This is a genomic window from Marinibactrum halimedae, assembly GCF_021234875.1.
GTDB lineage: Bacteria > Pseudomonadota > Gammaproteobacteria > Pseudomonadales > Cellvibrionaceae > Marinibactrum > Marinibactrum halimedae.
In genome coordinates, this window is sequence record NZ_JAJQVM010000021.1 from 53061 (window position 1) to 74717 (window position 21657).

The 21657-nt window shown below is 46.1% G+C and carries 18 protein-coding genes; 9 read left to right on the forward strand and 9 right to left on the reverse strand.

Annotated features, from left to right (window positions below):
- Window positions 1-353: 353 nt before the first annotated feature.
- The 5 genes from pntB to speA all read right to left on the reverse strand — a co-directional run bounded on the left by pntB (window position 354) and on the right by speA (window position 8463).
- Window positions 354-1757, reverse strand: a complete 1404-nt coding sequence (pntB, locus tag LU351_RS12935; protein WP_232594502.1) for a Re/Si-specific NAD(P)(+) transhydrogenase subunit beta — start codon at window positions 1755-1757, stop codon at window positions 354-356.
- A gap of 18 nt (window positions 1758-1775) precedes the next feature.
- The gene (locus LU351_RS12940; RefSeq protein WP_232594503.1) at window positions 1776-3329 is read right to left on the reverse strand and encodes a Re/Si-specific NAD(P)(+) transhydrogenase subunit alpha; all 1554 of its coding nucleotides are present in this window, start codon (window positions 3327-3329) and stop codon (window positions 1776-1778) included.
- A gap of 579 nt (window positions 3330-3908) precedes the next feature.
- A complete protein-coding gene (nspC, locus tag LU351_RS12945) occupies window positions 3909-5075 on the reverse strand; it encodes a carboxynorspermidine decarboxylase (protein ID WP_232594504.1) in 1167 nt (388 codons plus the stop codon).
- A gap of 82 nt (window positions 5076-5157) precedes the next feature.
- Window positions 5158-6339 carry a saccharopine dehydrogenase family protein gene (locus tag LU351_RS12950; RefSeq protein ID WP_232594505.1) on the reverse strand — a complete coding sequence of 394 codons (1182 nt, stop codon included), beginning with the start codon at window positions 6337-6339 and terminating at the stop codon, window positions 5158-5160.
- A 207-nt stretch (window positions 6340-6546) separates the two neighbouring features.
- Complete coding sequence (speA, locus tag LU351_RS12955) at window positions 6547-8463, reverse strand: biosynthetic arginine decarboxylase (RefSeq protein WP_232594506.1); 1917 nt, start codon at window positions 8461-8463, stop codon at window positions 6547-6549.
- 336 nt (window positions 8464-8799) lie between these two features.
- Here speA and LU351_RS12960 point away from each other — a divergent pair, with 336 nt between their 5' ends.
- On the forward strand, window positions 8800-9270 hold the full coding sequence (locus LU351_RS12960; RefSeq protein ID WP_232594507.1) for an EVE domain-containing protein: 471 nt from the start codon (window positions 8800-8802) through the stop codon (window positions 9268-9270).
- A gap of 102 nt (window positions 9271-9372) precedes the next feature.
- On the opposite strand, the gene LU351_RS12965 is transcribed toward LU351_RS12960, so the two are convergent.
- Window positions 9373-9942, reverse strand: coding sequence for a hypothetical protein (locus LU351_RS12965; RefSeq protein ID WP_232594508.1), 570 nt, complete (start codon window positions 9940-9942; stop codon window positions 9373-9375).
- 356 nt (window positions 9943-10298) lie between these two features.
- On the opposite strand from LU351_RS12965, the gene msrP reads away from it, so the two are divergent.
- Together msrP and msrQ are read left to right on the forward strand one after the other, a co-directional pair.
- The gene (gene msrP, locus LU351_RS12970; protein WP_232594509.1) at window positions 10299-11321 is read left to right on the forward strand and encodes a protein-methionine-sulfoxide reductase catalytic subunit MsrP; all 1023 of its coding nucleotides are present in this window, start codon (window positions 10299-10301) and stop codon (window positions 11319-11321) included.
- Between the two features lie 123 nt (window positions 11322-11444).
- The gene (gene msrQ, locus LU351_RS12975; protein WP_232594510.1) at window positions 11445-12065 is read left to right on the forward strand and encodes a protein-methionine-sulfoxide reductase heme-binding subunit MsrQ; all 621 of its coding nucleotides are present in this window, start codon (window positions 11445-11447) and stop codon (window positions 12063-12065) included.
- A gap of 75 nt (window positions 12066-12140) precedes the next feature.
- On the opposite strand, the gene LU351_RS12980 is transcribed toward msrQ, so the two are convergent.
- On the reverse strand, window positions 12141-13172 hold the full coding sequence (locus LU351_RS12980; protein WP_232594511.1) for a hypothetical protein: 1032 nt from the start codon (window positions 13170-13172) through the stop codon (window positions 12141-12143).
- A gap of 466 nt (window positions 13173-13638) precedes the next feature.
- Between LU351_RS12980 and LU351_RS12985 the strand changes: the two genes are divergently transcribed.
- Window positions 13639-13911 carry a cell division protein ZapB gene (locus LU351_RS12985; RefSeq protein ID WP_232594512.1) on the forward strand — a complete coding sequence of 91 codons (273 nt, stop codon included), beginning with the start codon at window positions 13639-13641 and terminating at the stop codon, window positions 13909-13911.
- 93 nt (window positions 13912-14004) lie between these two features.
- Here the strand turns inward: LU351_RS12985 and LU351_RS12990 are convergent, their stop codons facing one another.
- The gene (locus LU351_RS12990; protein ID WP_232594513.1) at window positions 14005-14613 is read right to left on the reverse strand and encodes a flavin reductase family protein; all 609 of its coding nucleotides are present in this window, start codon (window positions 14611-14613) and stop codon (window positions 14005-14007) included.
- 302 nt (window positions 14614-14915) lie between these two features.
- Here LU351_RS12990 and LU351_RS12995 point away from each other — a divergent pair, with 302 nt between their 5' ends.
- A complete protein-coding gene (locus LU351_RS12995; RefSeq protein WP_232594514.1) occupies window positions 14916-15764 on the forward strand; it encodes a ParA family protein in 849 nt (282 codons plus the stop codon).
- A 21-nt stretch (window positions 15765-15785) separates the two neighbouring features.
- Here LU351_RS12995 and LU351_RS13000 read toward each other — a convergent pair whose 3' ends face one another.
- The gene (locus LU351_RS13000; RefSeq protein WP_232594515.1) at window positions 15786-16727 is read right to left on the reverse strand and encodes a 4'-phosphopantetheinyl transferase family protein; all 942 of its coding nucleotides are present in this window, start codon (window positions 16725-16727) and stop codon (window positions 15786-15788) included.
- A 125-nt stretch (window positions 16728-16852) separates the two neighbouring features.
- Between LU351_RS13000 and LU351_RS13005 the strand changes: the two genes are divergently transcribed.
- The 4 genes from LU351_RS13005 (at window position 16853) to rimI (ending at window position 21645) form a co-directional block, all read left to right on the forward strand.
- The gene (locus LU351_RS13005) at window positions 16853-18373 is read left to right on the forward strand and encodes a PilT/PilU family type 4a pilus ATPase (protein WP_232594516.1); all 1521 of its coding nucleotides are present in this window, start codon (window positions 16853-16855) and stop codon (window positions 18371-18373) included.
- A gap of 222 nt (window positions 18374-18595) precedes the next feature.
- Window positions 18596-20143, forward strand: a complete 1548-nt coding sequence (locus tag LU351_RS13010; RefSeq protein WP_232594517.1) for a 2-isopropylmalate synthase — start codon at window positions 18596-18598, stop codon at window positions 20141-20143.
- 79 nt (window positions 20144-20222) lie between these two features.
- Window positions 20223-21152 carry a hypothetical protein gene (locus tag LU351_RS13015; protein ID WP_232594518.1) on the forward strand — a complete coding sequence of 310 codons (930 nt, stop codon included), beginning with the start codon at window positions 20223-20225 and terminating at the stop codon, window positions 21150-21152.
- A 22-nt stretch (window positions 21153-21174) separates the two neighbouring features.
- Window positions 21175-21645 carry a ribosomal protein S18-alanine N-acetyltransferase gene (gene rimI / locus LU351_RS13020; RefSeq protein WP_232594519.1) on the forward strand — a complete coding sequence of 157 codons (471 nt, stop codon included), beginning with the start codon at window positions 21175-21177 and terminating at the stop codon, window positions 21643-21645.
- Window positions 21646-21657: the final 12 nt, after the last annotated feature.

A 21657-nucleotide genomic window follows, 5' to 3' on the forward strand; every position in this document is an offset into this window, starting at 1 on the left:
CGCGATTAAACATTATTTTTGTTGCGTCGCAGCATTTGATATTGATTATACAATCGTCAACGAATGGCGCAATTGCTATCCGAAAATTGAACTGTTTAGGCCAGTCGTAAGAGAGCTTGTTTTGCTTCTCTTTTCTCTAAATGGCAGTGGTTCACGATTTAAGTGACTGTTATTCACAATCTTCCCCTCAGTTTAGGGCAGTTTTGTCATTTTTTTTGAGCGAGTGCAGCATTGGCCGTGAGATGAGTGGTGAGAAAGGGGGTAGATTAGAAAAAGAGTGGAAGGAATACCGTACGAACGATGCCACTGTTCATACGGTATTCGGCATAGCATCTTTTCAAGAGAAGAGGTGTTTATGCGCTGACTTGCTGGAAAACGGCACTTAGGCTGTCGTTAGCGTCACCAAACAACATACGCGTGTTATCTTTGTAGAATAGCGGGTTATCCACACCGGCGTAGCCTGTGCTCATGCCACGTTTGAGAACGATGGTTTTCTTACCATTCCAAGGTTCTAGTACTGGCATACCCGCGATGGGGCTATCAGGAACTTCTTGCGCGGCAGGGTTCACGATATCGTTCGCGCCAATCACCACAGACACATCCACATCAGGGAAGTCATCGTTAATCTCGTCCATTTCAAACACGATGTCGTATGGCACTTTGGCTTCCGCGAGTAAGACATTCATATGCCCAGGCATACGGCCCGCGACTGGGTGAATACCGAAGCGTACATCCACCCCTTTTTCACGCAAGGTTTTGGTGATTTGGAAGACGGTATGTTGCGCTTGGGCGACCGCCATGCCGTAGCCGGGAATAATCATGACTTTTTTGGCACCGAGTAACAGGTTCGAAACTTCCTCGGCATCGACCGATTGAATATCTTCCGCACTACCGGCTGGGCCACTGGAGGCACTACTGGTGCTGGTGGTGCCAAAGCCACCGGCAATCACATTCAAGAACTTCCGGTTCATGGCCCGACACATGATGTAACTGAGAATTGCCCCGGAAGAGCCGACGAGCGCGCCCACGACGATAAGCAAGTCATTAGACAGCATGAAGCCGGTTGCAGCCGCAGCCCAGCCCGAATAACTGTTGAGCATGGAGACCACCACCGGCATATCTGCACCACCGATGGCCATGACCATATGAATGCCGAAAAGAAGAGCAATTACCGTCATGATGATCAACGGTTCTAAGCCGCCACCATTGGCTGATGCCACAACAAATTCATAGCCTTGCCAAATGGCAATCAGTAATAGCCCAAGGTTGAGCCAGTGACGAGCTGGAAGTAATAAGGGCTTGCCACCGATTTTGGCGCTCAATTTAAGGTAGGCAATGACCGAGCCTGAGAACGTCATGGCACCAATCAGGATGCCGAGATAGGTTTCCACATCGTGAATGGTCTTTTCGGCGCCGGTTAGGGTGGTGCCGTGCTCCAAAAAGTTGGCGTAACCTACCAGCACGGCGGCCATTCCCACTAATGAGTGCAGAATAGCGACCAATTCTGGCATTTGTGTCATTTCGACTTTCTTGGCCAGTAGCACACCTACCGCGCCGCCAATGACCAGTGCCCCAATCAGCAAGGCGTAGTTAGCGGTTACCAGCCCGACAATGGTGGCCAGCAGCGCGATAGCCATGCCGGTAATGCCGTAATAATTGCCTCGTTGAGACGTTTCTTGTTTGCTTAACCCGCCTAATGCGAGGATGAATAAAATGGTGGCTCCGATGTAAGCCACATTGATAAGACCTTGAGTCATGATTTGTCCTCTCTGCGGTTATTTACGGAACATGGCAAGCATGCGTTGGGTGACGGCAAAACCACCAAAAATGTTGACACTGGTGATCAACACCGCGATACCTGACAGCCACATTACCCAAGGGTCGGGTGTCGAGATCTGAATGAGTGCGCCAATAATGATGATGCTACTGATGGCATTGGTGACGCTCATTAGAGGGGTGTGCAGCGAGGGTGTCACATTCCAAATCACCATGTAACCAACGAAGCAGGCCAGCACAAACACCGTAAAGTGAGCCATAAACGAAGCCGGTGCCCCGATGCCTAAGCCAATCAATGCCAGCGCCCCGAGGCCAAACCACAATGGGCTTGCGCTTGATTTCTCTTCCTCAGGCTCTTTGGCTTCTGGTGCTTGAGGGGTTTCTTTGGGCTTTGCGGGTGCCGCAGACAACTTAGGTGCGGGTGGCGGGAAGGTGATTTCACCGGCTTTAACCGCCGTTGCACCTCGAACCACTTCATCTTCAAAATCAATGGTCAATTCGCCATTTTTTTCCGGCGTCATGTCGGTGAGTAAATGGCGTAAATTTGTGGCGTAGAGTTGGCTGGATTGGCTCGCCAAACGACTGGGCAAATCCGTGTAGCCAATGATAGTGACACCGTGTTTTACAACGACGTTGTTGGCTTCAGTTAGCTTGCAGTTCCCGCCTTGCTCGGCGGCAAGATCAACAATGACCGAGCCCTCTTTCATGGATTTCACCATGTCTTCGGTGATGAGCTCTGGCGCGGGCTTACCGGGAATCAAGGCGGTGGTGATAATGATGTCCACTTCTTGTGCTTGTTCTGCGAACAAGGCCATTTCCGCTTCAATAAACTCTTTCGACATGACTTTGGCATAACCGCCAGAGCCTGAGCCGTCTTCTTTGAAATCGAGCATAAGGAATTCGGCGTCCATGGATTCCACTTGCTCTTTTACTTCTGGGCGAGTGTCGAAGGCGCGAACCACGGCGCCCATGGATTTGGCAGAACCAATAGCCGACAGACCGGCAACCCCGGCACCAATCACCAAGACTTTGGCGGGGTCGATTTTACCTGCGGCGGTAATTTGTCCGGTAAAGAAGCGACCAAAATGTTGAGCTGCTTCAACGATGGCGCGGTAACCGGCAATATTGGCCATGGAGCTTAAGGCATCCATTTTTTGTGCACGGGAAATGCGCGGCACCATGTCCATGGCTAAGGCATTGACGTTTTTTGCGGCGAGCGTTTCGAGAAGGTCTGCATTTTGTGCCGGCCACAAAAAAGAAATGAGGGTTTGGCCTTCTTTGAGAAGGTCGGTTTCGTGTATCCCTAAATCTGGGTGTTCCATTGGGGCGCGGACTTTCATAATGATGTCCGCATCGGCCCAAAGCGCTTTGGTGTCGTTGGAGATGGTGACGCCTGCGGCGGTGTATTCGTCATCGCGAAATTTCGCTGCAAGACCGGCGCCGGCTTCAATCGTGACTTCATACCCCAGTGATTGTAATTTACCAGCCACATCCGGGGTGGTTGCAACCCGGCATTCGCCAGGGCGTACTTCTTTGGGTATAGCAATTTTCATGGTACGGGTTCCCCAAGTTGGTGAAAGCGCTTGTGATATTGCATCACAGCGTTTGCTGCTTGAGAGGCGTGATAGGGAAAATTCCCTTATGTATCGATTACCTGGCTCAAGCGCGAGTGTTTCCTACCCAACGCTGATACTCACTCCATGGCCCTTTGGGTAACTTGATCGGGATACCTAAAAAACAAGTTACCCAGCAATGATGACTTGTGGCCCATCACTGCCGCGCTCGCGGGGATGATTTCATTAAACATTTCTGGTTTAGATATGATGAATGAAATCCGCGAATTTAGTGGGTGTGACTTTATGGTTATTAAGAGCCTCGTTGTTATTAATCATTAAATGAGCGAGTTGAGCAAGAGTACTCGCATTTTTTAATGGTGGCGATTCAATACATTTGTGGTGTTTATTTTGATTATTGCCAAGCTTAATATTCATGGCTGAGTGTGAAAGACAGGTTAATGGTAACGTCAAAAGCGTGAGCGAAGCCATCCTTGGCGTACAGTGAATTACAATGTAAAAAACGGTAGATTTGTGTGATATTTTCGGTTTAAAAGTCGTTCTTTAGACTTTCTATTATCACGACAATCTATTTTTAAAATCGTCATAGCCAAAGGTTTTCACCACTTGGGTATGATGGGCGTCGGAGTCCCAAATCGCGAGTGCGGGTAAATTGATACCGTTGAATGTGGTTGTTTTTACCATGGTGTAGTGGGACATATCTTCAAAGATCAAGCGCTGGCCAACTTTCAATGGCTGCTCAAAACTCCAGTCGCCCATGACATCGCCAGCGAGGCAAGTCATGCCCCCTAAGCGATACGTATACGCTTTCTCGTTAGGAAGATAACCGCCCGTTATTTCAGGTCGGTAGGGCATTTCCAGTGTGTCGGGCATGTGGCAGGTAGCGGAGGTATCTAAAATGGCCAATGGCATCGTGTTGTGAGTAATATCTAATACCTCTGCAACCAGCACACCCGTGTGAATCGCAATGGCTTCACCGGGTTCGAGATACACCTCAACATCGTATCTTTCCCGAAAATCAATGATGCGTTGAATAAGAGCATCAATATTGTATCCGTCGGCTGTGATGTGGTGGCCGCCACCAAAATTTACCCATTTTAATTGAGGAAGAATATCGCCAAACTTTTCTTCTACCGCAGAAAGTGTTCGGTCTAATGGATCGAATCCTTGCTCGCATAATGTATGAAAATGTAAACCACTGATGCCTTTTAACTGGCCTCTATCTAATTGATCATTAGGAATTCCTAGGCGAGAGCAGGGAGCACAAGGATCATAAATGGGAACCGTGCCTTCGGAATGTTCAGGATTAATTCGAAGGCCGAAGTCCAAGCTAGGGCGTGCTTTAAGTGCCTCTTGAATTAACGGTTGGAAACGCTGCCACTGTTGTAACGAGTTAAAGACAACATGGTCCGCAAAAGAGAGTACGCTCTCTAACTCTTCTGGTTTGAAGGCTGCTGAAAATACGTGTGTTTCTCCGCCGTAGTAATCAAATCCGAGTTTTGCTTCATTGTAACCACTCGCACACGTTCCGCTTAAATACTTTTTATAAAGTGGTGCTAGGTGCCAAAAAGAAAATGCTTTGAGGGCCGCCAATACTTTAGCGCCGCTGGCCTGTTGAACGTGGTGTAAGACTTTCAAGTTGTTTTCAATGGCGACTTTATCCACCACAAAGCAGGGTGATGGTACAGAATGCGGGTCGAAGTGAGTAAACGTATTTTGTGGCATGGGGGGATACCGGAGAAAAGCAAATGATAAAAATAGAAAAAGGCTGTTAGTGCTTAACAGCCTTTTAGAGTATGAGAATCCATTAACTTAATTCGATGACTTTCCAGGGCAGTCCGTATTGATTCATGGCTTCCATGAACGGGTCTGGGTCGAATTGTTCCATATTCCAGACACCGGGCTTTTGCCATTGCCCTTCGAGTAATAGCTTGGCGCCAATCATGGCCGGTACGCCGGTGGTGTAAGAAATCGCCTGAGATTGCACTTCGGCGTAACAGGCTTGGTGATCACAAATTTGGTACACATACACTTTGCGTTCTTTGCCGTCTTTCACACCTTTCACAATACACCCAATGCAAGTTTTGCCTTTGGTGCGTGGCCCAAGCGTAGAAGGTTCGGGTAACAGTTTTTTCAAGAATTGCAGAGGTATGATTTCTTGGCCATTAAACTCAATAGGCTCAATACCCGTCATGCCCACATTTTCTAATACTTCTAAATGTTTAAGGTAATTGTCTGAAAAGCTCATCCAAAACTGAGCACGCTTTAGCGTTGGGAAGTGTTTGGTTAGTGACTCTAGTTCTTCATGGTACATGCGATAAATATCGTAAGTCCCCACTTCTTCAGGGCATTCGAACTTTTGCATTTCAGACATAGGCGGTGTGGTAACAAACTCGCCATTTTCCCAATGGCGGCATTCTGCGGTGACTTCACGAATATTAATTTCTGGATTGAAGTTGGTCGCAAATGGGTGGCCATGGTCACCACCGTTGACATCAATAATGTCTAACTCATGAATTTCATCAAAGTAATGTTTGGCGAGATACGCCGTAAAAACGTTTGTCGCACCTGGGTCAAAGCCTGAGCCAAGCAGTGCGGTAAGGCCTGCTTTTTCGAATCTTTCTGCATAGGCCCATTGCCATTTGTATTCAAACTTGGCGGTGTCTTTGGGCTCATAATTAGCGGTATCTAAGTAATGTACACCTGCCGCTAAACAGGCATCCATGATGGTCAGGTCTTGATAAGGCAGTGCGACATTGATGACCAGCTCAGGTTTTTCGGTTTCTAAAAATGCGGTTAATGCAGGAACATCGTCGGCATCAATTTGAGCAGTCTTGATTGGGCGATTCAGTTGAGCGGCAATAGCATCGCATTTTTCTTTTGTACGGCTGGCTAACACGATTTCCTCAAAGGTGTTTGCCACTTGTGCGCATTTGTGGGTTACCACACCGCCGACGCCACCGGCGCCAATAATCACTACTTTTGCCATGTTTTTATCCTTATACCTTTGCGTTTCAAAAAGGCGGTTAATACTGTGTCGCAATGGTGTCTTATTCACCCTAAACATTGCGCCACAGCGATGATTCTATTTTTGATTGTTGCTTAAATTGGTTTTTACTATTCACCGGTTATGTTCACTCACTATGGTTTTTGAAAATAACGGTGATCAAAAAAATTAGGTTCTTAATTGTCAAATCTAACGTTCGAAATAGGTATAGCCTTCAAGCCCATCTTTGAATGCTGCTAGGATTTTCTGTCGTTCTTGAATGGTAATACGGCCTTCTTTTACCGCCGTCTCGGCGGTTTTACGAAAACGAGTAAATAATTCTTTTGTATCGTACTCAACATAGCTGAGAACGTCTGAAATGGTATCGCCATTGAGTTCATGTACGTATTCAATGCTGCCGTCGGGTTGAACCCTTACACTGGCGACGTTGGTATCACCGAATAAATTGTGCAGATCACCGAGGGTTTCTTGATACGCGCCGACCAAAAACACCCCTAAAAGATATTCTTCGCCACTTTTCAGTGTGTGAAGGGGTAAGGTTTCTTTTGCGCCATCAGGGTGGGCAAATAAATCGAGCTTTCCGTCACAATCACAGGTCAGATCCGCAATGATGGCTCGTCGAGTGGGCTCTTCCTGTAATCGGTGTATCGGCATAACGGGAAAAACTTGGTTAATGGCCCAGGCATCAGGTAATGATTGAAAAACACTGAAGTTGGCATAATAAATATCGGCCATTTGCTCTGGAAGGTTTTCCAGTTCCACTGGTAAGCGTTTTTGGCTTGGGAGTAATTTTACGATTTTTTGCAAAATCGCCAAGCTGACATTTTCTGCATAGGCACGTTGTCGAAGAGAAATATCACCACGACCAAATAAATCCCTTACTCTATCCCGATAATAAATAGCATCGTTATAACTCTCTTGTAGCGTTAAAGGGCTGACCGATTGATAAGCCGTCCAGATATTGAGAATAGCATCGTTGTCTTCCTCTTCGGGGGCTTGTGGTTCATGGGTCGGCATAAAACGACTCACATCCAAGATATTGAATAACAATACCGAAGTGTGAGCAACGGTCGCGCGGCCTGACTCAGACACTAACACTGGGTGCGGAATATTTAATGGATCGAGGGATTCCTTGACCGTTTCAACAATATCAACGCAGTATTCTTCCTGAGAATAGTTGCGGCTGTGGCCTTCTGTACTAGAGGAACCATCATAGTCAACGGCTAATCCGCCACCCAAATCAAGATAGCCCAGAGGGGCGCCTTCATTAATCAATTCGACGTAGTAGCGACAGGCTTCTCGTACACCATCACGAATGTTGCGAATATTGGGGATTTGGGAGCCTAGGTGAAAGTGCACAAGTTTGAGTGCAGAGAGCATGTCGGCATCGCGTAAGGTGTCCACAATTTGAATCAGTTGTGTCACGGATAAGCCAAAAATGCTGCGATCACCACTGTCTTCTGCCCAGTGGCCGTCGACTTGTGTGGACAATTTTAAGCGCAGGCCAATATAAGGCTCCACATCGAGTGCTTTGGCTCGTTGAATAATGACAGGGACTTCAGCCGGTGTTTCGACAACAAAAAAACATTTAAACCCCAGCTTGCGCATTTGTAGGCCGAGGTCGATAAACTCTTCGTCTTTATAGCCGTTACAGATAATCACGCTTTCACGGTTATCGAGCATTGACATTGCAATCAATAATTCGGCTTTTGAGCCTGCTTCCAGCCCGTGGTGATACCGATTCCCAAACCGGGCAATTTCAGAAACCACATGGCTTTGTTGATTCACCTTAATTGGGAATGCGCCACGATAAGGGGCTTGGTACCCTAACTCACTAATGGCTTTCGCAAAGCTCTCATTCAATGAGGTGATTTGCCCGTCGATGAGGTTTTCGATGCGAACCATGACAGGCATTTCCAGGCCCCGTTGTCGTAACCCCTCGCTGATGTCCAATAGCGAAACTTCTCTTATTCCCGCTTCGGTGGGGAGTTGAACCATAACCTCACCCTGAGATGAGATGGATAGGTAATCAGCGCCCCATTGGTTTAAGCCATAAACCTCTTCTGCGAGCTTGGTAGACCATGGAATAAGTGAATCAGTAGTCAATGATGAATTACCTTTAATTGATCAAGATAAACGATAAGGCCTTATCGTAGTACGCGTCTGGTAGTACGCGTCTGTCTAGGCATGGCTGTCTGGATTCAGCCCTATGTACACTCTTAAGGCCCTATTAGAAAGGCGCGCAATTTTGCACGCATCTTAGCTCAAATAAAAGGCTTTTTTCACTGAGTTTATTGGTTGAGTGAATAGGGCACGGCGAGCCGTCAGCCTTGGCGTGTTCAAAGTTTAGCTCTTACTTTTTGGTGAGGTGAATTTCCCGTGCATAAACCCTTTTCAGTGTCCAGAATACGGGTTTTGATCAACGAGAGAATGGAGAGCAGCATGGCATTTTGGCTATTTAAGACGGAGCCGAATGAGTACAGCATTGATAACCTTGCTCAGGAGAAAAGAGGCTATGGTGTGTGGGATGGTATTCGCAATTATCAAGCTCGTAATTTCTTGCGTGATGACGTTGCCAAAGGAGATCTCGTTTTCATTTACCACAGTGCGTGTAAACCCACGGCAATAGTGGGCATTGCAAAGGTAGTCCGTGCTGCCTATGCAGACCCGGTTCAGTTTCAAGCGGACAGCCACTATTTTGATCCTAAATCGACGGAGCAGAACCCTCGTTGGTTTTGTGTGGATGTTGCCTATCAATCCCGCTTCTCGTCTCCGGTGACACTCAGTGAAATAAAGCGGGAACCGATTCTAGAGAGTATGGCACTACTCAAACAGGCCCGCCTATCGGTGTCGCCGGTGACTGAACAAGAGTGGGAAGCGATTTTGCGCCTGAGTGTTCAGCAGAACGGTTAAGCTAGGGGGATGATATTCACTGGACCATCCTTAATCTGGGCCATTCTTAATTTGGGCCATTAGAGCCTAGATCTTCGTTAATTGGGATCATCACTAAATAAGTTAAGAATGGCGATTTAATTCCAGGTCTGTATCCGAAAAGAAATATTTTGACCCCAGCAAACCAAAGCATTCTTTAATTTCTCGACTAAATTGTGGCTTGCCGATATACATAACCTCTAAAAAGGGGAGTGGTTGGTCACTGCGTTGTACACGCAAAATTTGACAGGCTTCTAGCAGTATACGCTGAGCTTTTTCGGCAGAGGGACTGCTCACGGCAATTTGTGTTAAACGTTCTTCCCCATTCGCCATAATGTTACTTAAGCGCTTCGCATCAACGGAGGATAAGGTGGTGTGTTTACTTTGTTGAACAAAAGCACGATCTGCCAGCCACCCATTGGAGGGGATATAAAAAAACTCGAAGGTATCACCAAATTGAGATTCGCCTATGGCAAGTCGATCTTTGAAGTCGGTTTTAGGAACGGACGAACAGGCGGAAGAGAGTAAAGTGGCCAGTGAGAGTACCATTAACCCCAATGTGTAACCGATGGTTTGAAAACGATTAAGCCATCGAGGATTGACGGTGCTGCTCTGAGGAGAATGTTTATCGTGCCGTCTTTTTTGAGTGCTCATTGATTATTTTTCTCTCTTAACGTGGTTTGTTCAGAATGCGGTTATTTTAGAGTAACCGGTAGTGTTTGATTTGCCTTACTTGATGATTTTTGAAAACAGGTCTCGGCCGGGAGTATGCCGCGCAATGGCATCGTAAAATGTTAGGCTTTTGTGAGGATTGATGCAGGCGGTGGCAGGGATAATCACGATGGTAGAGATAGCAACGATCAGTGTCTGGTGATGACATAGTCATTTGATGCAGTTGCTTACTCATTGTCTTACCTGTTAATGGCTGCTTTTGCCTGCGACCTATACCGATATAGAAAGTATTTTTAATATCGCCGGATGAATAGAGGCTAAACGAAACGGGAGTCTTCATGTTAATTCGAACTAAATCACATCAAGATTTGACAGAAGCTGAGGTAACGGATGAATCCGTGTTTCAGAATCGACGCTCGGTGCTAAAACGCATGGGGTTTATTGGTGCTGGAAGCTTATTAGGAGGTGTCCCTGCAGCGAATGCCGGTTTGTTGGATTGGCTCTCTGGAGAGGATCAAACAAAGGGCAAGCCTACGGTATCACAGAAAGCATTATCGTATACCGACTCATCACATCGTGTTGATGAAACCATAACGACAGAACATAAAGCGACTACCCACAATAATTTTTACGAATTTGGCTTATCTAAATCTGACCCCTCACAAAATGCACAGTCGTTTCAGGTTGACCCTTGGTCATTAACCATTGATGGCGAGGTGGAAAACACTATTACTCTTGGTTATGAGGATTTGTTTTCTTATCCCTTAGAAGAGCGTATCTATCGGTTGCGTTGTGTTGAGGCTTGGTCGATGGTGATTCCCTGGGTGGGCTTCCCGTTGGCCGCATTATTGAAAAAAGCTCAACCAACCTCCAAAGCAAAATACGTTGCCTTCCAAACGTTGTATGACCCTAAACAAATGATTGGTCAAACCAGCCGCTTTTTAGGCGGTGGTATTCGTTACCCTTACGTAGAAGGATTACGGTTGGATGAGGCGATGAATCCCCTCACGCTGATGAGTGTTGGCATGTACGGTAAAACACTCCCTCCACAAAATGGTGCGCCAATTCGTTTAGTGGTGCCTTGGAAGTATGGATTTAAGAGCATTAAATCTCTGGTAAAAATTACGCTTACAGAAAAACAACCACCGACCACCTGGAATCTTTCTGCACCTCAAGAATATGGGTTTTATGCCAACGTGAATCCGAAAGTGGATCACCCTCGTTGGAGTCAGGCCAGTGAGCGTCGTATCACGACCGGTGGGCTCGGAGCGGATAAGCGTATCCCCACCCTTCCGTTTAATGGTTATGCAGACCAAGTCGCCAGCTTGTATACCGGAATGGATTTACGAAGGTTTTATTGATGGTGAATGCCTCCAGTTAGTGGGGGCATTGTCATTAATATGAATCGTCATGAGTACAATGATATTGATAGTCAATATCGCCTAGTTAATATCGAGATGTTTGATTTACGTTAGGAGGCTTGTTTGCTCAAGCGCAATCAATTGGGCAATAAATCGATTGTCATTATTAAAACGATCATACATGCCATGTGTTTGTATTTTTTAATGAGCCGATTTTATTTTGCTTTTACGGATCAATTAGGTGGGGACCCTGTTCAGGCAATTATTCACTTTACTGGCATGAGTGCGTTCAAATTATTATTGCTGACACTGGCCGTGACGCCATTAGCGCAGTGGTCGCAACAAGGTAAGTTGATGCGTATAAGACGAATGCTTGGGTTGTGGTGTTTCACGTTTGCAGTAGCGCATTTCTATTCGTATACGGCGTTTGATTTACATTTTGACTTTCTTTTATTAGGTTCTGAAGTCATTAAACGACCTTACATTACGGTTGGCTTTTTCGCTTGGGTATTACTGATGTTATTGGCAATTACGTCATTGCCGATATTGGTGAGAAAGCTAGGTAAGCGCTGGAAGCGACTTCATAATTGGATCTATGCCAGTGCTTTATTGATTGGTGTTCATTTTTGGTGGTCTGTTAAGGCCGATATTACCGAGCCAGTGGTGTATTTTGTGATGGTAGTAGGGTTATTAAGTTTGCGCTGGCAAAAGCTTAAACGTTACTTGGGGTCTGCTCGGCGCTGATGTTTTTGGTATTTGGTTTGTGGTGAGCGTATTCTTTAAGAATTGCATTCTTTTACGACGGTGTGTTTAAACACATTAATTACCACAGGAAATGGCTTGTGTTTCTTGAAAATAGTGAGAGCGGAGCATTCGCCACTGTGCTTTATTCTCAATAATTGGCGTATCAGAAATGGCTTGCTGGTTGTAAGGAATCCAATCTGAGACCTCGACATTATGCGGTGAGCCTGCATAAAAACGCATGCGAAATCGGCGAATATATTGATTCGGAATCGCCAAAAAAGCCACTTCTCTTCCTGGTGTGACACCAGAGACTTCCACACACTGATGACCACTTTTGTCGATTTCATAGATAAATCCAGTGATGGCCTTTGGGCCATCATGGTCATAGAAAATGTAATGGTACTCTTCCGGGCAAAATAGGCTGTTGTGCCAGGCGAAGCGGTTTACTAACACCGCATCATTGGTGGTCACAATCATTTGTTGGGGTTTACTGTTTTTAAGATGCGGGTCGTGTGAGAGTGCGGCATCCGCATCGATTTTTGGATAAAACCCACCGGCTTTCCATAGCGTATCTGGGGCTCGGGTATCGCCACGATACAGAGGGGCACCGGCAGGTTGAAGTCGATAGCCTTTGCGGGAAAACCGATAGTGATACAGTGATATAGGGATATCTTGGTGGCGTTTCATTAGGTGAATGGCTGCTGGGGCTGACATAGCCGCTTCCGCCGATTGCATGTACCAACAATAGACACCGCCTGTTAGTGCTCGAATAGCCTGAGAGTGTTTCTCCCGGCTTTTGGGCTGCAACGCTTGATTGGGGGCAGAAGGGTTGAACCCTTTTAACCACACTGCCAGTTTTGGCAGTAGTTTACTGCAGACATTAAAAATGCGTGGATAGTTGGTTGACGGTATTTGAACGGCTTGGGCTACCAAGGCGTCTATTTCACTGAGACCATCGGATCGGCGATTGCTGATAAATTCAGAAACAGAATCACGTTGAAAATCGGCTGCGTATTCACACAAATACCGTGGAGGACGGCAGTGGGTTTGTATTGTGCAAGGCTTGCATAGCTTTCGAATAAATTGGTCTTGGTCGGGCATCAACATACACTTCTCCGTGTGGTTCGTTTTACCTCTTTTCGATGATGGGTCGTGTAAATGATAAACTTCAAATCATTATTGCCAACTAGGTATAGATTATAGGGGTGAAAAATCAGTCATTGCAATGACGTAAAAGTTTGTTTTGTGACCAATTTTTTATTCGTTATGCATAAGGTGATGCATCGAATTCATTTTGGTTAAAAAAGAGGAGGGTTTGATGCCATTTGAGGCTTTTGGCTAGTGTTCAATACGCACTTTTAGACACGCTTTTGAAGAAAATAGAGTAAATCATGCCAAATTGATCATAAAAAATTCTTCAAATGCGATATGTCATTTGGGCGAATTTTTTTACGGATTTCATTCTTGCGGTTATTAAATAGCCATTTCTTCGTTTGTTGTGTTTGTTTTTTAATCGTTAATGTGTTGTGTCGATCTTTCTCTGATAAATTGTTTGAGTTGAGAGATTTGTAGTTTGCGAAGCGCTATGGTTGCCGCTACTATCCGGCACTTTTCCATCAGCCTTGGAGTGAAAATGGAAGCGTTAGAAAAACTTGAAAATAAAATTGTACAAGCGGTCGAGACCATTGAATTATTGAGAATGGAGCGACAAGAATTAGTGGAAGAAGTGGAAGCGTTAAAAAATGAAAAGGAACGTTTAAGCCAACAACAAAATGAGTGGGAAGCGAAAATTACATCAATGCTTGAGCAATTAACCACCAATACGGACGTGACAGAAGTTTCATAACGTCTTTTCGTTTTCATCGGCGGCATAGCCGCCGAGAAGTGTTTAATCCGGGAACATACTGTCACAACCCACAGCTTAAACACCCAATTTACTTCACCACTCTGGGCGTTCAATATCAAATTTATCGCCTATGCCCACATAATCATTTCCAGCCATACGTCCCACGACGTTTAAAGCCTCTTGGTCGATTCGGCCATTTTGATAGAGTCTGTCTTTAATATTGATACATTTCACTTTCCCTAACACTAAATTTCCGGCACCGGGGTGGGTACCAAAGGAAATGCACTCGTGCAGGCTGCATTCAAAATTGATTTGGGCTTCGGCTACACGCGGGACGCGAACGAGATGAGATTCTTCTGGTGTTAAGCCTGCAATATCAAATTCATTGACGTTCTCTGGGGCATTTACACTGGTGGTATTCATGGCATTGACCTGATCCCGACTCACAATATTCACCACAAACTCTTTGGTGGAACGAATATTGTTGAGAGTATCTTTTTGTGAGCCGTCCGGTTTGGTGATTGGGGCAAACGCCAAAATGGCAGGGTTAACGCTGACAACATTAAAAAACGAATACGGAGCAAGATTCAAGGTGCCGGCATCACTGTGACTACTGACCCAAGCGATGGGGCGTGGGCTCACGGCGGCGATTAACACGCGATAAATATCGTGGTTTTCACTGTTTTCAGGTATGAGATGCATAAAAACGAGTTTCCTTTTGTCACGAAATAGTTGTAAGTGTTTAGTTGTCAGTACCTAGTTTTCAGTACTTCGTGGTAAGAGATCATGAGAGGTTAGTGTTTATGAGCGGCCAGTATCACCGGTAACGTGCTTGATGGTCGGTGAGCGGTGTGATGATCATTATGCGTTGATTTCTGTGTGAAAAGCCATAATGACAAAAAGGGTTCAAATTGGCCAAAAGCTCACCGGTTTGCGTTATGCTGTAAAGACAGGAATGGCAAGTGATATCCATTAAGGTTCATAACTCGAATGACAGCACCCTCATGACAACACGCTCGCCCCAAGATAAAGCCTCTGGCTCAACGTCCACTGTTCGTGTTATTTCAAGGCCCAAAGCCACGCGTATTATGATCGCTAATGGTAAAGGTGGCGTGGGGAAAACGACGGTGACCACTAATTTGCTGTCTCATTTAAGTCTTCTGGGGCCGGTAGGTTTATTTGATTATGATACCCAAGGCAGCGCCAGCTTTTGGCTTTCTTTACGAGGTGAGCGGGAACCTGTGATTACGCGGTTCTCAACCAAAGCTCATGATCGTGGGCAAGTGACCCGTTCATGGATGACGCATCAAGTGGCACAGAAAGCGCGTTATGTGGTTACCGATACTCCGGCAGGTTTAAGCTCTCCTCTATTGGATAAACTGCTGATTGATACGGATATTGTGCTAATTCCGGTCTCTCCTTCTCAGATCGATATTCATGCTACTGCTGCTTTTGTTAAATCGCTCTTGCTTAATCCCCAGTTTCGGCGTCGCCCCGTTAAATTAGGGGTGGTAATGAATCGTATTCGAAAAAACACATTGAGCTTTCATAAGTTGGAGAAATTTTTATCCACTTTGGATATTCCTGTGGTCTCCCAGGTGAGAGATACCCAGTTTTATGTGAAAGCGGCGGAAGCCGGTTTGGGGGTCAATGAGTTATCGCAAAAATCGCCGGCAGATCAGAAGTCTTGGGTACAGATGATCCGCTGGATTCGCGCTTATGAGTCCACTGTGCCGAAAGCAGCCGACCGAAGCAGTACACAAAAGAAATTGCGCGATGGTACAGAGCAATTATTGGGGGTTCCTTTCTCGGATGATGAGCCTGTCGAAGATCAGGGGCAGAAAAAAGGTTAGTTATTGATTCCCCTTGAACGCTTACATCGGCTGTATACGTTGTTGTATCGCTTCGGCTGTTGGTGTGTATTGCATGGCTTTAAGCGTATCGTCGTTGCACACATTAAAAAATCGTGGCGTTTGTGGCGGTATGCTTTCGTTGGGTTGGGCGCATTGCATCCACGATAAATAAAACGATTCTTCGAATGATGAGGCAGTGGGCGCCGTGGCGAGTGTCGGAGCTTGTGTCGTCATTTTTGAATTCATGCCTGACTTACCTTCATTCTGTACGCTAGGCGTTGCTGTTATTGGGAAGCGAAAGAGTTGGGCATTAAATTCATGGTGGTTATCTACATCGTTATCGAATAAGTTGATCGCGCCTGGTGCATTAGTCTTTCCACACCGCGAAGAGAGGTTGAAATAAAAACTTTGTAGCGATTTTTGCAGCCCTTTCCCTAAGGCTTTGATGTACGCTTCTTTTAATGTCCAAAACTCAAAAAAACGCTGTAATTGTTGGTTTTCTTGTGGGTCAACGTTGACTGCATTGACTTCACTTGGGTGAAAGTAGTGATCTGCAATATCCAGTGGGTTGCCACGACGAGCAGTGCGCTCTACATCAACGCCTAAACGTCCTTGAGTACCAATAGTGACTGCCACTAAGCCTTTGGTGTGAGAAATATTGAAATCAACGGGTATGCCTTTGAGGTTAGGGCGTCCATGTGGCCCAATTTCAAATTCAATTTTATGATTGGGCAGGTTTAACCGTTCGGATAAGCGCTGCCTTACGATTACTTTTCCGAGTAAGTATTGTTGCTGGGCGTCTAAGTGTTTAAAGCGAGCCCAGCGCTCGTGCTCTTCTTTATTGAGCCACTGTAAGTGATCATTTTGACGTGCCGTGATGTTGTACGAGTCATCATGAGACTCGTAGAAGCACAGGTAGACATGGGGCTCGTTGAAAGGGCTTTGACTATACTCTGTGTTCATGGATCAATTCACCGTTATCCCGCCAGTGTTATAAAAAAGTTTCTGAATAGTAATGCGCGTCTGGCATGGTAATGAAATAAGTCAGAAAAGCCAGCTACCCCTTTGAGTTGAGGAGTTTTTATACAATGGATAAAAAAGATTCGGGTGATTTAACCGGATTGTTATCGGTCATGGTGATGCGCGATGCATCAGACCTATTCGTCACGGCCAATGCACGACCAACGATTAAAGTGGATGGACAATACCATCCCATTGGCGATGATCCGTTCAGTGCGGAACGGGTCAGTGAGTTGATTTTTGCAGTGCTAACACCAGAGCAGGCCGAGCAATTTCGTCGTGATCTTGCGGTAGATTTGGGTTTGGAATACCCGAAAGTAGGTCGCTTTCGCCTTAATCTTTATCACCAAAAAGGGGCACCGGCGTTGGTTGCCCGATTTATAAAACATGAAATTCCCGGTTTTAAAGCGTTGGGTTTACCGCCAGTGGTGCGCAAGGTGGCCATGGCGGAGCGTGGATTGATTTTGGTAGTGGGTGGCACGGGAACGGGGAAATCCACCACCTTGGCCAGCATGATCGATTATCGCAATACGAATCGAGCTGGCCATATTCTGACCATTGAAGACCCGATCGAATACACTCACCCCCACAAAAAATCGTTAATTAGCCAACGAGAAGTGGGCATTGATACTCACAGTTTTGAAGATGCATTGAAATTTGCTTTACGAGAAGCGCCCGATGCGGTTTTGGTGGGTGAGATTCGTGATATGCACACAGCCACCCAGGTATTGCGGTTGGCGGAAACGGGGCATGTGTGTTTATCGAGCTTACATGCCAACAGTGCTAGCCAGGCGTTAGATCGTGTTCAAAATTTATTTCCCCAAAGTGCTCATAAACGTATTCGCCAGGATTTAGCGGGCATGCTCGTGGCAATTATTAGTCAGCGTATGGTGTTCACGCATTCTGGTCAGAGGGTGATGGTGCCGGAAATTATGATGAATACCCCCTACATTGCGGATCTCATTGAGAAAGGGGAGACGGGTAAAATCAAAGATGCCATGAGTGAGAGTGACGATGATTGCCAAACCTTCGATGATGCTCTCATTAAATTATTTGAAGCGGGCAAAATCTCACGGGAAGAAGCCTTACGCATGGCGGATTCAAAGATTAATTTATCCGTGCGTTTGTCTGCTGATAACAGTGGTTATAACCCGATGCAGAGTGATGTGATTCGTCTGGAAAAGGTATGGCGAAGCCCTAGTGCAAAGTTTGATCGCTACAAATGGATGTCCATTACCGCTCATGAACGTTGTCAAACCATTTGGCCAGACTTGGCTTCTGGTTTGGCGAAAGCCATTAAGGTGGGCTTACAAGAACGTGGTTATCAATCCTATGAACCTAAAGAGGGAGTGGCACCTCCGCCGATCGATTTCTTTTTTGCTTTCTCGCCAAAATCCAAGACAAACGGAGCGGGTAAAAAACCGGTAATGACAACAGCAAGCCTATTAATGCATGTGAAAGATCAAAAGTCTGGAGAAGTCGTGTGGCGATTGAGTGCCACCATGAACATGCAAGATACTTCTCTCACTCAACAAGAGTTATCCATTGAAATTTCCAAGTTACTGGCATCGTTGCCGTTTTCAGGTTAACGACTTCTTTAGAAAAAACCAAAAAGGCTCATACTGTGAAATGAATGCCACGTTTGTGGCATTGGCATGTCGGTAATCGGTGTTGTCGCTTAAAAAGGCATACCCTTACCCGGTGATGGGTTTATGATGGTTGAGTGCAAATGTTCACCGTTTGCACGCTCATGAGAAAACAATTTCTCCACTATAACAATAATGATGAGTCTATCTCTAAGGAGCGGTGTTATGAGCAATGAACATTTAGTGATCTTCGATACTACTTTGCGCGATGGTGAGCAAAGCCCGGGGGCGTCCATGACCAAGGAAGAGAAGATACGCATTGCCAAGCAACTGGAAAAAATGCGCGTTGATGTTATCGAGGCGGGTTTTGCGATTGCCAGCCAAGGTGATTTTGAGGCGGTGCATGCCGTGGCCTCAGAAATTAAAGCGTCGACCATTTGCAGCCTCGCCCGGGCAGTCACGGCGGATATTGAACGTGCTGCTGAAGCTATTAAACCGGCTGAGCGCAGCCGTATTCATACTTTTATCGCTACCTCCCCAATTCACATGCAATACAAATTGCAGATGCAGCCAGAGCAAGTGCTGGAACAAGCAGTCAAAGCCGTGACCTTGGCCCGTAACTTTACAGACGATGTGGAGTTTTCTTTAGAGGATGGGAGCCGCTCAGAACATGATTTTGCCTGTCGGATTATTGAGGCGGTGATTAATGCTGGTGCCACAACGATTAATATTCCTGACACGGTGGGTTATGGGGAGCCGGGTGAATATGGGGCGATGTTTAAACGTATAATCACGGCAGTTCCGAACAGTGATAAAGCCATCTTTTCAACCCATTGTCACAACGACTTGGGGTTGGCGGTAGCGAATTCTTTAGCGGCGGTGATGAATGGTGTTCGACAGGTGGAGTGTACGATTAATGGTTTGGGAGAGCGTGCCGGTAATGCTTCGCTGGAAGAGTTGGTGATGGCAGTGAAAACCCGACATGATTTGTACCCGGTTTCTACAAATATTGATACCCGGCATATCGTTGCTACCTCTCGTATTGTTTCATCCACCACAGGATTTCCTGTTCAGCCTAACAAAGCCATTGTGGGGGCCAATGCGTTTGCTCACGAATCGGGTATTCACCAAGATGGTGTGTTAAAACATCGGGAAACCTATGAAATCATGCGTGCGGAAGACGTTGGGTGGAATACCAATAAATTGGTTTTAGGAAAACATTCCGGGCGTGCAGCGGTGAAGGCTCGCTTCGAAGAATTGGGAATTCACTTTGATACTCCCGAAGCTTTAAACGAAGCGTTTACACGTTTTAAAGAATTGGCCGATAAAAAACACGAAATTTTCGATGAAGATTTGCAAACCATTGTGACTACTTCGACGAGCTCCCCTTTTGACAGTCTGTATTCGTTCACAGCCATTGATGTGCATTGTTTAACGGGGAAAAAGCCCCATGCCAGTGTGACATTGACGGTATCCGGACAAGCGCAGACAGCGGAGGCAGAGGGGGGAGGCCCTGTGGACGCCACGTTCAAAGCCATTGAAAAAATCGTTGAAAGCAATACAGATTTATTGCTGTATTCGGTTAATGCCATTACTCAGGGTACGGATTCACAAGGGGAGGTGACGGTTCGCCTGGAGCGAGGGGGTAAGGTTGTTAATGGTGTTGGTGCGGATACGGATATCGTAGCGGCATCGGCCAAGGCCTACATTCAGGCGTTGAATTTGATAGAATCCGGCGCTCAGCGAGCACACCCGCAGTTTGCAGGGGTTTAAATGCCCAGTTGCAGTCAAGTGTTTGTTGGTAATCAGAGTCAGTTGGTAATCGGTATCGGTAATAGTGTAGGGAATTCTTGTGGCCGTGAATGAAGCGCAACGTTTAACGTATCTTGAGGCGATGGGGGTGGATCAGTACTTGCCTCGCCGCCGCTTGCCAGGCGCACCGGCGCCTATTCAGGCCGAATGGCGCCCTGAGTGGTTACATCAGCTTAATCGCTCTGACCAGAGTGCTTCGCCTGTAACCTCTGCTCGGGCTGAAACGGAATCCTTAAAAACGGGCAGTCCTGCCAATACCGCTTTATCTACCACAAAGCCGAGTACCTCAAAAGCTGAGATTTCTGTTCATCCAGTGACAAACCAAGCGGTGGTTTTGAACGATGGCGCTCCTCGCAGCGATAACAGGGCGGGTGTTCCTAAAGCCGCTGACGAGGTTGTCACTGATATCCTGTCGGAATTTACTCCAAGTGCTCAGGATAAGATGCAGGGTAGGGCATCGAAGGCGCAATCACTCAAATCACCTCCCGTTTCTGACAGCGCAGCGGGAAATTTACGATTTTCATTGAGTGTATGGCGAGTGAATGACGATGTGTTGGTTATTGATAGTCGTCATAGTGAATTAGCCCTCCCTACAGAAACATTATTGCGAAACATTTTACGCGCCATGGGGTATCCACCTGAATTACCGCGCAGTGAAGTCATAAAATGGCCATTGATCAAAGGCACAAAACACGATCAAAGTGAAAGTGCTGCGAGAGAAATGATGCAGGCATTTTTAGATGAACAGTTTTTACTGCAACCTGGAAAGTTCATTTTTCTCATGGGGCGTGATGCGGTACGAGTTACAGTTGAAGAGACGAATGATTTTGAGTCTTTGCTTGGCCAATCCATCGCGATTTCGGACTTTGATGTGACTGCACTGGTTATGCCGAGCTTAGTGGAGTTACTTCAGTCTCCCAAAATGAAAAGTATTGTGTGGCAAGCGTTAACGCCGTTACGAAAATCTTGATGTGTTTCAGAAGTAAAAAAGAATGTCTGGTCTTCCTATTAAAATCCTTTCTATGACGGCGCAGCATCTGCCGTCCGTTACCGAGATAGAATCACAAACTCAGCTGAGCCCATGGTCAAGAAAAGAATTCGAGCGCAGCTTATCCGGTGTTCGAAAAAGTTGGGTGGCTTTGCGCGATAATATTGTGGTGGGTTACGCTGTATTCAGTGTGATTGCTTCGGAAGCGGAATTATTAACTATTAGTGTTCACCCTGAGTACCAAGGGCAAGGTATTGCCAGTGATTTCTTAGCCTCTCTTATGCTTCCTCCATTTCTTGAACCTTCAGTTGAAAGGGTTTTTCTAGAGGTGCGAGCTTCTAATTTGGTTGCACAAAGCCTTTATGAAAAATTAGGTTTCCATCAAATTGGTGTGCGGGAAAATTACTATCCGGCCAAGTCACATCGTGAGGATGCGTTTATTTTTGCGAGAGAAAATGCCGTAGAATTAGCATAAAAATATGGTATG